The organism is Pseudomonas sp. P42, assembly GCF_017973755.1.
GTDB lineage: Bacteria > Pseudomonadota > Gammaproteobacteria > Pseudomonadales > Pseudomonadaceae > Aquipseudomonas > Aquipseudomonas iridis.
The window spans coordinates 780,596-792,190 of sequence record NZ_JACOPU010000004.1 but is presented as its reverse complement, the minus strand read 5'-3'; the positions used below and the strand labels follow the sequence as shown (position 1 = coordinate 792,190).

The 11,595-nt window shown below is 58.4% G+C and carries 9 protein-coding genes; 5 read left to right on the top strand and 4 right to left on the bottom strand.

Annotation, left to right across the window (positions count from 1 at the left end; all coding sequences use genetic code 11):
- Positions 1-285: 285 nt before the first annotated feature.
- Positions 286-2,178, top strand: coding sequence for a penicillin-binding protein 2 (mrdA, locus tag H8B20_RS16820; RefSeq protein WP_210623921.1), 1,893 nt, complete (start codon positions 286-288; stop codon positions 2,176-2,178).
- Between the two features lie 165 nt (positions 2,179-2,343).
- On the opposite strand, the gene H8B20_RS16815 is transcribed toward mrdA, so the two are convergent.
- Together H8B20_RS16815 and H8B20_RS16810 are read right to left on the bottom strand one after the other, a co-directional pair.
- The gene (locus H8B20_RS16815; protein ID WP_210623920.1) at positions 2,344-2,748 is read right to left on the bottom strand and encodes a lysozyme inhibitor LprI family protein; all 405 of its coding nucleotides are present in this window, start codon (positions 2,746-2,748) and stop codon (positions 2,344-2,346) included.
- Between the two features lie 56 nt (positions 2,749-2,804).
- Positions 2,805-3,725: an ADP-ribosylglycohydrolase family protein gene (locus H8B20_RS16810; protein ID WP_210623919.1), complete on the bottom strand. Its 921-nt coding sequence runs from the start codon at positions 3,723-3,725 to the stop codon at positions 2,805-2,807.
- Positions 3,726-3,922: 197 nt separating this feature from the next.
- On the opposite strand from H8B20_RS16810, the gene H8B20_RS16805 reads away from it, so the two are divergent.
- Positions 3,923-4,411 (top strand): SRPBCC family protein, encoded by a 489-nt coding sequence (locus H8B20_RS16805; RefSeq protein WP_210623918.1) that lies wholly within the window; start codon positions 3,923-3,925, stop codon positions 4,409-4,411.
- Positions 4,412-4,418: 7 nt separating this feature from the next.
- Positions 4,419-5,219 carry an aminoglycoside phosphotransferase family protein gene (locus H8B20_RS16800; RefSeq protein WP_210623917.1) on the top strand — a complete coding sequence of 267 codons (801 nt, stop codon included), beginning with the start codon at positions 4,419-4,421 and terminating at the stop codon, positions 5,217-5,219.
- Positions 5,220-5,506: 287 nt separating this feature from the next.
- Here the strand turns inward: H8B20_RS16800 and acnA are convergent, their stop codons facing one another.
- Positions 5,507-8,248: an aconitate hydratase AcnA gene (gene acnA, locus H8B20_RS16795; protein WP_210623916.1), complete on the bottom strand. Its 2,742-nt coding sequence runs from the start codon at positions 8,246-8,248 to the stop codon at positions 5,507-5,509.
- Positions 8,249-8,470: 222 nt separating this feature from the next.
- Here acnA and rlmM point away from each other — a divergent pair, with 222 nt between their 5' ends.
- Positions 8,471-9,544, top strand: a complete 1,074-nt coding sequence (gene rlmM, locus H8B20_RS16790) for a 23S rRNA (cytidine(2498)-2'-O)-methyltransferase RlmM (RefSeq protein WP_042560180.1) — start codon at positions 8,471-8,473, stop codon at positions 9,542-9,544.
- Positions 9,545-9,709: 165 nt separating this feature from the next.
- Positions 9,710-9,961, top strand: a complete 252-nt coding sequence (gene tusA / locus H8B20_RS16785; RefSeq protein ID WP_042562150.1) for a sulfurtransferase TusA — start codon at positions 9,710-9,712, stop codon at positions 9,959-9,961.
- Between the two features lie 135 nt (positions 9,962-10,096).
- Here the strand turns inward: tusA and H8B20_RS16780 are convergent, their stop codons facing one another.
- The gene (locus H8B20_RS16780; protein WP_210623915.1) at positions 10,097-11,506 is read right to left on the bottom strand and encodes an MATE family efflux transporter; all 1,410 of its coding nucleotides are present in this window, start codon (positions 11,504-11,506) and stop codon (positions 10,097-10,099) included.
- Between the last annotated feature and the right edge of the window lie 89 nt (positions 11,507-11,595).

Here is an 11,595-nt window from a genome sequence, read left to right as displayed (position 1 = left end):
AGTGAAACGATGCATCGCCGATGGTAGTGTGGGGTTTCCCCATGTGAGAGTAGGTCATCGTCAAGATTAAATTCCGAAACCCCAATTGCGAAAGCAGTTGGGGTTTTGTTTTGCCCGCAGGAAAGTTCTCGGGTGAGTCGAACCCTAGCTTTCACAAGCGTTGCCATTGGGAAAAACCTTCTTAAGTGGCCGGGCAGTTTTTGTTATGGTGCAACTCGCTTTTTTCATGGACTGATTTTTCGCCAAAGGATAGGCACTCACTTATGCCAAAGAGTTGCTGTAGAAATGCCTGAACCCATCCCGATCAAGGATCACGAAAAAGAGACGCGCCTGGTCAACAAGCGGTTGATCGCCTGTGCCCTTTTTGTCTTCGCAGTCAGCTGCGCCCTGGTAGCGCGTCTGTACATCCTGCAAGTCGTGGAGTTCGACTACCACTCGACCATTTCCGAAAACAACCGTGTCCATGTCCTGCCGATCCCGCCAACACGCGGACTGATCTACGACCGAAACGGCGTGCTCCTGGCAGATAACCGTCCCAGCTACAATCTGACCATCACTCGCGAGCGCGCTATCGACGTCAATCAGGAGCTTGACGAGGTTATTGATCTCCTGCACCTCCCCGTCGAAGACCGTGCGGTGTTCGACAAAGCCATGAAACAGTCCCGTCATCCATTTACGCCGGTAACGCTGTTTTATGAACTGACCGAAGAGCAGATTGCCGTCTTGGCGGTCAACGAGTTCCGTTTGCCTGGGCTGGATGTCGAGCCACAGTTCGTTCGACATTATCCACTTGGCATGCACTTCGCTCACTCGATCGGCTATGTCGGTCGGATCAACGAAAAAGAATCCAAAACCCTCGACTCGGTGGAGTACCGCGGCACTCAGTCCGTCGGCAAGACTGGCATCGAACGCTTCTACGAAGCGCAGTTGCATGGCCATGTCGGTTACGAGGAGGTTGAAACCAATGCCCAGGGCAGAGTGTTGCGTGTGCTCAAGCACACTGACCCTGTACCCGGCAAAAGCATCGTTCTGAGCCTCGACGTGAAACTGCAAGAGGCCGCCGAAGCTGCCTTGGGTGGTCGTCGTGGTTCGGTCGTGGCGCTGGATCCGTCCACTGGGGAAGTGCTGGCGATGGTCAGCAACCCGAGTTTCGATCCCAACCTGTTCGTCACGGGTATCAGCTCCAAAGAGTATTCGGCGCTGCGTGATTCTATCGACCGGCCACTGTTCAACCGCGTGCTGCGCGGCTTGTACGCACCGGGCTCGACCATCAAGCCAGAGGTGGCGATTGCGGGCCTCGACGCAGGCGTTGTCACACCGCAGACCCGAGTCTTCGATCCGGGTTACTACCAACTCCCGGACTTCGATCACAAGTACCGCAACTGGAACCACAGCGGCGACGGCTGGGTGGATATGGACGCTGCGATCATGCGTTCCAATGACACCTACTTCTATGACCTGGCGCACAAGCTTGGCATTGATCGCCTGCACGACTACATGGCCATGTTCGGTCTCGGCGAAAAAGTCTCGCTGGACATGTTTGAAGAGTCTCCTGGTCTGATGCCATCCCAAGCCTGGAAACGCACTACACGTCGACAAGCGTGGTTCCCGGGGGAAACGGTGATTCTCGGCATTGGTCAGGGTTATATGCAGGTCACGCCGCTACAACTGGCACAGGCCACTGCACTGATCGCCAACAAAGGCGTGTGGAACCGCCCACACCTGGCCAAGACTGTCGATGGCATGGCGCCGGTCGACGAGCATCCGATGCCGAACATCCTGCTCAAGGATCCGCGCGATTGGGAACAGGTCAACCATGGCATGCAGATGGTTATGCACGATGCCCGCGGCATTGCCCGTGCGGCAGCGGCGGGGGCGCAATACCGTATCGCTGGTAAAAGTGGTACGGCGCAAGTGGTGGCGATCAAGCAGGGTGAGCGCTACAACCGCGCGAAGACGCTTGAGCGCCACCGCGATAACGCCTTGTTCGTCGGCTTCGCTCCGGCTGAGCACCCGAAAATTGCGATTTCGGTGATGATAGAAAACGGTGAGGCCGGTGGTCGTGTCGCCGGGCCGGTGGTGCGGCAGATTATGGACGCTTGGCTACTCGATCAGGACGGCCATCTCAAGTCGCAGTATGCGGCGCCGTCGAAAGCGCCGGGTGATCCGCACGTGTAACCGATAACAGCTTCACAGCGCGGTCTTACGGGGGGCTGAGCGTGCCTGAAGTAGTTTCATGCAGTCACCGTATTGCCGCCATTGCTGGCAAGCCAGCTCTCACAAGGTTTTCGAGTGTTCAAATACCTGTGAGAGCTGGCTTGCCAGCGATATGCCCTTGAGCAATCAGGCTCCCGGCACCGGGCAACTCATGTCACCTTCTTCACACTTCAAGTACTGCTTCAGCGTTTCAACCCGCACCTTGGTCACAGCGGTCATGCAGTTGCTATAGATCAGCGGATACACACTTCCGCCCGTCACACCCGAAGACGAAAACTTGCATTCGGCATCACGAAAACCGATCCATGCGCGTTGCGCACTGACCAACAGCTTCTTGCCATCAGGGTTGCCCTTCAAACGCCCGGTGATCTGCTGATACACAGCGTTCAATTCTTTGTCGGCAGCTTTGTAATCCTGCCCGGCGCACTGATTCATCGTCGCCTGATCGCTGGCGTTGGCGCAGTCAACGGCGGCGTGGCTGAGGGTGGTGAATAGCAAAGGCGTCAGGGCCAGGAGCAGACGTGGGGACATGGAGATACTCGCTGTGTCGAATGAAAGTGCAGAGCAGTGTAGTGATTGCACAGATTCTATTCAGGTACTTGTTGTCTTGAGGCCTCCAGCAAGCGATCCGCTGTAGCCGCAATCTCTTCACCATCATGCAGCAGGTCCAGCCAGTTGGCGGGAATGGCTCGCACGCCATAGTGGGCGCCGGCCAGCTGGCCAACGATCGCTGCCGTGGTATCGGCGTCATCACCCAGATTGGCGGCCTGCAGGATTGCCGCCGCAAAACTGTCGGTGTGCTGAAAACACCAAAGCGCTGCTTCCAGCGACTGGACGCAGTAGCCGCTACCGCAGATTTCGTCTATTGATTTCGTGAAATAGTTACCTCGAGCAATCTCCGCGACTTTCGGTTGGCTGAAGGTTGAGTCTGGCAAAAAGCGCAGTTCTGTTTTGGACGCTCCAAGCAGTGCTTTGTTGATCAGCTCTGCCAACAGTTGGCAGCTTTCGATTGCCTCGGGTGCTGCGTGGGTAGTTCGCGAACTTTCGCTGGAGAATTTTCTGACTTTCCGGTCGTCCGGGAAGTAAAACAGCACCACCGGTGCCAGTCGCATCAGAGAGCCGTTGCCAGCACTATTGGGCTCGGTCGACCCCGCAAAGGGCTCACCTGTTCGCTGGTATTGCGACAGCGCCTGACTGACGGTCATGCCGATATCAAAGCATTCGCCGGTCGAACTCAGGTAACCCCATTTCCACCAATTGAGATAGCGTCCCATTTGATCAGTGGCGTCGAAGCCGTTCTTGATCAACAGGCTTTCCGCCAGGCAGAGCGCCATCGAGGTGTCATCGGTCCACTGCCCAGGCTTGAGGTGGAAAGGACCGCCGCCGACCATGTCAGTCAATGGTTGGAATGAATGGCGTGGCTTGAACTCTACCGTGGTGCCGACTGCGTCGCCGCAAGCCAGACCTAGCAGGGCGCCGCGATAACGTTCAGGGAGGGATGGCTGCATGATTCGTCCTTGTCAGGTTCAGCATCGATGGAAAAGGTATCAGCTTCGTCCGTTGGGTTGTGCTGTAAATTGCTCGAATCACCAACGGAAAATGCAGCCGGATGTTTCCTGCCTTTTGCACAGCGGCACCGCTTTGATACAACTTCACCTTGGACATGTGGTCATACAAGCCTACTGTTCAGAACAGGAGGTGACGTATGAAACCAGTACCCAATAGTTTCGAACGAAAAATCACGCTCAAGGCGTCGCGTTCACATGTCTGGCGTGCATTGGTTGATGCCGAGGCGTTTGGCCAGTGGTTTGGTGTGGCGCTGGAGGGCAGGCGTTTTATTGCCGGAGAATGGACGCAAGGGCAGGTCACGTATCCGGATTATGAGCATGTGTTGTGGAACGTATTGATCGAACGGGTCGAGCCGCAGCAATTGTTCTCGTTCCGATGGCATCCGTATGCGGTCAATCCGAAGATCGACTATTCCCAGGAACCGACAACGCTGGTCAGGTTCGAGCTGGAAGATTTCGAGGGTGGCACGTTGCTCAAGGTCTCTGAGTCCGGTTTCGCGCACATTCCCGACATCCGCCAGAAAGAGGCCTATTACATGGACAGTCGTGGCTGGGAAGAACAGTTGAGCAGGCTTGAACAGTTTCTCGCGGAAAGCGCCAGGGCACGCGAGCGTCACGGTGGTTGAGAGCGCGATGTTCGACCCTTGGCTCAAACGCTGGTCACTGGTGCCGGACGGGGCACCGATCATCACCCCCGGCAGCCGTTTGTTGCCGGTGCGCTTGGGTGATGCGCCCGCCATGCTGAAATTGGTCGATGATACGGATGAGAAGTACGGCAACCCGCTGATGATTTGGTGGGATGGCGACGGTGCCGCACGGGTGTTGGCTCATCATGAGGATGGCTTGCTGATGGAGCGGGCCACGGGCGGGCGTTCGTTGATGCACATGGCGATGAACGGCGAGGACGACGAAGCCAGCCGCATTCTGTGCAAAGCGTTGGCACGTTTGCATACTCCGCGCGCGATGCCGGCACCGCCGCTGTTGGAGTTGACGCCGTGGTTTGCTTCTCTGCGAGTGGCGGCCGCACAAGAGGCCGGGCTCTACGCCTTGAGTCTGCAAACCGCCGAAGCCTTGCTTGCCGACCCGCAGGAGGAGGTGGTACTGCACGGTGACATGCACCACGACAACGTTCTCGATTTCGGTGCGCGCGGCTGGCTGGCGATTGATCCGAAACGGGTGAGGGGAGAGCGCGGTTTCGACTACGCCAATCTGATCTGTAACCCGGATCTACCGAGCGCCGGCGACCCTGAGCGCCTCCAGCGACAAGTTGAAGTGATCGCCGAGGCCGCAGGGCTTGATCGTCGCCGACTGCTGCAATGGGTGCTGGCGTTTGCCGGGTTGTCCGCTGCCTGGTTTCTGGAGGATAGCCTGCAGAAGAGGGCCTCTGGGCAGTTGAAAGTCGCGCAAATCGCGACGGGCATGCTCAATGCATGACCCTTCTAAGGGTTTTCGGAAGTGCTTCCATGGCGAATGTCTTACACGCGATGGTAGTTATTACGACTATTGTCGATTGGATCCACCACGTAATCTACACCCATCAACTGAAGCACAGGGAGTACTTCAGGATCAAGGATGATCGACCATGCAAGGATCGCTGCCGACAGGGAGTCGATAATGGTCTTGGGAAAAACCCGCTTCGGCGGGTTTTTTTTCGCCCCAAGAAAAGTACGTCCCCTGTAGACGCTGCCGAGCTCACGGCAGTTCCTACAGGGGGCACGCGTTTATGAAGCGATTAGCTGCCGCAGCACATAATGCAGAATCCCCCCTGACTTGAAGTACTCCACTTCATTCAGGGTGTCGATGCGGCACAGCACTTCGATTTTCTCCTGTCGCCCGTCTTCACGAGTGATCACCAGAGGCAGGTTCATGCGTGGTGTCAGGGATACGCCGGTCAGGCCTTGAATGTCGAAGGTTTCCTTGCCGGTCAGGTTCAGACTCTTGCGATTCTGATCGAGTTTGAATTGCAGCGGCAAGACGCCCATGCCCACCAGGTTGGAACGGTGTATGCGCTCGAAGCTCTCGGCGATCACGGCTTTGACGCCCAGCAGGTTGGTTCCTTTGGCCGCCCAGTCGCGACTGGAGCCGGTGCCGTATTCTTGCCCGGCAATCACCACCAGCGGTGTTCCGGACGCCTGATAGCGCATGGCGGCATCGTAGATCGGCAGTTTCTCACCGGTCGGAATGTAGATCGTGTTGCCACCTTCTTCGCCGCTGAGCATCTCATTGCGTATACGAATGTTGGCGAAGGTACCGCGCATCATCACTTCGTGGTTGCCGCGACGTGAACCGTAAGAGTTGAAGTCCCGCGGCTCGACGCCTTTTTCGCGCAGATAACGCCCGGCCGGGCTGTCAGCCTTGATGTTGCCGGCAGGGGAAATGTGGTCCGTGGTCACCGAGTCTCCGAGCAGCGCCAACATCCGCGCCCCTTTCACATCCTTGATCTCTGGCAACGGGCCGGAAATGTCGTCGAAAAACGGTGGATGCTGGATGTAAGTCGAATCGTCCTGCCACACATAGGTGGCGGCCTGTGGCACCTCGATGGCTTGCCACTGTTCGTCGCCGGCAAACACTTCGGCGTATTCCTTGTGGAACATGGCAGTGCTGACCTGACTCACCGCGTCGGCGACTTCCCGGCTGCTTGGCCAGATGTCACGCAGGTAAACCGGATTGCCCTGTTGGTCATTGCCCAGCGGTTCGCTACTGATGTCGGTACGAACCGTGCCAGCCAAGGCATAAGCCACCACCAGAGGTGGCGAGGCCAGCCAGTTGGTTTTCACCAGTGGGTGCACGCGACCTTCAAAGTTGCGGTTGCCGGACAGCACCGAAGCGACGGCGAGGTCAGCTTTCTGGATGGCTTTTTCGATCGGTTCCGGCAATGGCCCGGAGTTACCGATGCAGGTGGTGCAGCCATAGCCGACCAGCGAAAAACCAAGCTGGTCGAGGTATTGCGTCAGCCCCGCCGCCTTATAGTAGTCAGTGACCACTTTCGAACCTGGCGCCAGCGAACTCTTTACCCACGGTTTGCGCGTCAGGCCTTTCTCCACGGCTTTTTTCGCCAAGAGCCCAGCAGCCATCATCACACTCGGGTTGGAAGTGTTGGTACACGACGTGATTGCAGCGATGACCACCGCACCGTTTTTCAGGCGATAGGTGTGGCCGTCGTGTTCGTACTCCGTTTCGCCAACCAGATCGGCATTGCCCACCGCGACGCCGCCACCGCCCTCGCTTTCCAGGCGTCCTTCTTCCTTGCTCGTCGGTTTGAATTGCAGGTCAAGGAAGTCACTGAAGGCTTGTGCGACATTTGGCAGCGAGACGCGGTCTTGCGGGCGTTTCGGCCCTGCCAGGCTGGCCTCGACGCTGCCCATGTCCAGCGCCAGACTGTCGGTGAACACCGGCTCCTGACCGGGCAGACGCCACAATCCCTGGGCCTTGGTATACGCCTCCACCAGTTTCACCACTTCCGTTGGCCGTCCGGACAGACGCAGGTACTCCAGCGTTACGTCATCGACCGGGAAGAAGCCGCAGGTCGCACCGTATTCCGGGGCCATGTTGGCGATGGTCGCACGGTCAGCCAGCGGCAGGTCGGCGAGGCCATCACCATAAAACTCGACAAATTTGCCGACCACGCCTTTCTTGCGCAGCATCTGCGTAACGGTCAGCACCAGATCGGTGGCGGTGATGCCTTCCTTGAGTTTGCCGGTGAGTTTGAAGCCAATCACTTCCGGAATCAGCATCGACACCGGTTGCCCGAGCATCGCCGCTTCCGCTTCGATCCCGCCGACACCCCAGCCGAGCACGCCGAGGCCGTTGATCATGGTGGTGTGGGAGTCGGTGCCAACCAGCGTGTCGGGAAAGGCGTAGGTGCGGCCGTCTTCATCCTTGGTCCACACGGTGCGGCCGAGGTATTCGAGGTTGACCTGGTGGCAGATCCCGGTGCCCGGCGGCACTACGCTGAAGTTGTCAAAGGCACTTTGGCCCCAGCGCAGGAAGGCATAGCGTTCGCCGTTGCGCTGCATTTCGATGTCGACGTTCTGCTCAAATGCGCTGGGCGTGGCGAACTTGTCGACCATCACCGAGTGGTCGATCACCAGATCCACCGGGGATAGCGGATTGATTCGCTGCGGATCGCCGCCGGCCTTGGCCATGGCCGCGCGCATCGCCGCGAGGTCGACCACGGCAGGGACGCCGGTAAAATCCTGCATCAATACGCGGGCAGGGCGGTACTGGATTTCCCGGTCGGAGCGACGCTCCTTGAGCCACGCAGCAATTGCCTTGAGGTCGGCGCCGGTGACAGTTTTTTCATCTTCCCAGCGCAGCAGGTTTTCCAGCAGGACTTTCAGCGACATTGGCAGTTTGTCGATATTACCCAGGCTTTTGGCAGCATCCGGCAAACTGAAATAGTGGTAGGTTTTGTCGTCGATTTTTAGTGTTTTAAGGGTCTTCAGGCTATCTAGGGACGGCATTGCAATCACTCCTTTGAATCCGCACTGCTACGGATTGAGGGGACGGGCAGAGCTATCAACGTAGCCCTGTTTTCATTAGCTGGCTAATAACTGGACTCTATGAAGAGAACCAAGGTTCCGACATCGGCTATCATGCGCCGGTTTTCGTGACAGGCTTTGCTTCAACGCAAGGCCTGAGCATCGCGCAGGGGCCGAATGTTCGCCCGCTGCTCAGGAGTAAGAATGAACACCCTATTCATGCATTGCCGGCCAGGTTTCGAAGGCGAAGTCTGCTCGGAGATTTCCGACCTCGCTGCCCAGTTGAACGTGTCCGGTTACGCCAAGGCAAAAACCGCCACTGCGTACGCGGAGTTTGTCTGCACCGAAGAAGACGGCGCCGAGCGCCTGATGCGCGGTCAGCGTTTCGCCGAGCTGATCTTCCCGCGCCAATGGGCGCGCGGCGTTTTCATTGATCTGCCGGAAACCGACCGCATCAGCGTGATCCTCGCGCACATGGCCGAATTCCCGGTATGCGGCAGTCTGTGGCTGGAGGTCGTCGATACCAACGATGGCAAAGAGCTGTCGAACTTCTGCAAGAAATTCGAAGGCCCGCTGCGCAAGGCGCTGACGGGGGCCGGCAAACTGGTTGAAGACGCAAACAAGCCGCGTCTGTTGCTGACATTCAAAAGCGGCCGTGAAGTGTTTCTGGGTATGGCTGATGCCGGTAACTCGGCGATGTGGCCAATGGGCATTCCCCGCCTGAAGTTTCCGCGTGAGGCTCCAAGCCGTTCGACGTTGAAGCTGGAAGAGGCCTGGCACCATTTCATCCCGCGTGATCAGTGGGAAGATCGTTTGCACAGTGACATGACCGGCGTTGACCTTGGTGCAGCGCCCGGTGGCTGGACCTGGCAACTGGTCAACCGCGGCATGCTGGTGACCGCTATCGACAACGGCCCGATGGCCGAAAGCCTGATGGAGACCGGCCTGGTGCAACACTTGATGGCGGACGGTTTCACCTTCAAGCCCAAGCAGCCGGTGGACTGGATGGTCTGTGACATCGTCGAGAAACCGGCTCGTAACGCGGCAATGCTCGAAGAGTGGATCGGCGAAGGGCATTGCCGCGAAGCGGTGGTCAACTTGAAACTGCCGATGAAGCAGCGTTATGCCGAAGTGAAGCGTTTGCTTGAGCGCATTGCGGATGGTTTCAAGGCGCGCGGGATCAAGGTTGATATCGGCTGCAAGCAGCTTTATCACGATCGTGAGGAAGTGACCTGCCATCTGCGCCGGCATGACGTGAAGAAAACCAAATCCCGCTAAATGCAAACGCCCCCCGTGCAGGAACTGCCGCAGGCTGCGATCTTTTGAGCTTTCAAAAAGCAAAGATCGCAGCCTTCGGCAGTTCACAGGGGGATTAGTACGAAGCCACAGGTGACCGAGCACCCGGCAATGCGCGACAATGCCGGCCAGTTTCAGGAGTTAATCATGAGTGAAATGATCGATACCCCGGTCGACGGCACCCTCGACGCTACCGGCCTCAACTGCCCGGAGCCGGTAATGATGTTGCACCAGCACATCCGTGATCTGGCCCCCGGTGGCCTGCTCAAGGTGATCGCTACGGATCCCTCGACCCGCCGCGACATTCCCAAGTTTTGCGTGTTTCTCGACCATGAACTGGTCGGCCAGCACGAAGACGCCGGGACTTATCTGTACTGGATCCGCAAAAAACAAGCCTGAGCCTCAGGCCAACGCTAAACCAAATGTGGGAGCCAGCCTGCTGGCGATGTGGTAGTCAATTCAACGTCTATGTTGACCGACTCTCCATCATCGCCAGCAGGCTGGCTCCCACATTTTTTGTCTCGCGTAAAGGACTCAGCCCAGCGAGCGACTGATCCGAATGCGCTTGCGCGCGCTGCGAGTCAAGCGGATCGACAGCATCAGCGCGGCGCAGCTCAGGCCGACGATAAGACCCTGCCACAACCCGCTCGGGCCACGCGGCTCGCCGAGCCAGTCGGTCAGGCCGAGGGCATAACCCACTGGCAGGCCGATGCCCCAATAGGCGAACAGCGTCAGGATCATCGTTACTCGCGTGTCCTGATAACCGCGCAGCGCGCCGGCAGCGGTGACCTGGATCGCGTCGGAGAACTGGAACAGCGCCGAATACACAATCAGCATCGCCGCGATATGAATCACCGTCGGGTCAGCCGTGTAAATCGCCGCAATCGGTTCACGCAGCAACAACATCATGCTCGCCGAGAGACACGCATAGGCCAGTGCAGTCCCCATGCCGACGCCGGCGGCGAAACGCGCCTCGCGTGGTTCCTCACGGCCCAGGGCCTGACCGACGCGCACGGTCACGGCCATGCCCAGCGAATAAGGAATCATGAACACCAGTGAGCTGACGTTCAGCGCAATCTGGTGCCCGGCGACCACGGTAGCGCCGAGGCTGCCGATCAACAGCGCGATCACCGCGAAGATGCTCGACTCGGCAAACACCGCGATGCCGATTGGCAAGCCGATGGCCAGCAGACGCTTGATCACCGCCCACTGAGGCCAATCGAAACGGCTGAACAATTCACTCGAACGATACGCCGGAGCCCAGCGCTCATAACCGGCCAGACCCAGCGCCATCACCCACATCACGATCGCCGTGGCCCAGCCGCAACCGACGCCGCCCATGGCCGGCACGCCGAAGTGGCCATAAATGAAGATGTAGTTCAGGGGAATATTCAGCGCCAGCCCGCACAGACCCAGCACCATCGCCGGGCGAGTACGACCGAGGCCGTCACTGAAGCAGCGCAGCACATGATAGAACGCCACCGCAGGCAAACCGCAGGCGATGCCATGCAAGTACTGCATGCACGGGCCGATCAGCTCGGGATCGACATTCATCAAATGCAGAATCGGCTCTGCGGCAACTAGCATCGCGGTAGCGATCAAACCCACTACCAGCGCCAGCCACAATGCCTGGCGCACGATCGGACCGATCTCGCTGTGGGTTCCGGCGCCGTAACGCTGGGCGACTTTGGGAGTGGTGGCCAGCAGGGTGCCGGTCATCAACAGAAATACCGGCACCCAGATCGAGTTGCCCAGTGCTACCGCCGCCAGATCCTTGGGACCGACGCGCCCGGCCATCACCGCATCGACAAAGCCCATGGCCGTAGTTGCCAGTTGCGCGATGATGATCGGCACCGCCAGGGCAAGCAGAGTCTTGAACTCCAGGCGAATCCGCGCGGGGCGGGTGAGGGAGACGGCGACAGGTTGGTCAGTTACAGGATTCACAGGCAAAGCGTCCACAGATGTTGATGCGCAAGGCGGCGCATTCTACGCCGCTGACGTGTTGGTCAGGAAAAATCCTGTGTTGCGGATTT

Coding starts and splice junctions, on each gene's coding strand:
- mrdA (WP_210623921.1), top strand. CDS start 286: ATGCCTGAACCCATCCCGATCAAGGATCACGAAAAAGAGACGCGCCTG.
- H8B20_RS16815 (WP_210623920.1), bottom strand. CDS start 2,748: ATGTCCCCACGTCTGCTCCTGGCCCTGACGCCTTTGCTATTCACCACC.
- H8B20_RS16810 (WP_210623919.1), bottom strand. CDS start 3,725: ATGCAGCCATCCCTCCCTGAACGTTATCGCGGCGCCCTGCTAGGTCTG.
- H8B20_RS16805 (WP_210623918.1), top strand. CDS start 3,923: ATGAAACCAGTACCCAATAGTTTCGAACGAAAAATCACGCTCAAGGCG.
- H8B20_RS16800 (WP_210623917.1), top strand. CDS start 4,419: ATGTTCGACCCTTGGCTCAAACGCTGGTCACTGGTGCCGGACGGGGCA.
- acnA (WP_210623916.1), bottom strand. CDS start 8,248: ATGCCGTCCCTAGATAGCCTGAAGACCCTTAAAACACTAAAAATCGAC.
- rlmM (WP_042560180.1), top strand. CDS start 8,471: ATGAACACCCTATTCATGCATTGCCGGCCAGGTTTCGAAGGCGAAGTC.
- tusA (WP_042562150.1), top strand. CDS start 9,710: ATGAGTGAAATGATCGATACCCCGGTCGACGGCACCCTCGACGCTACC.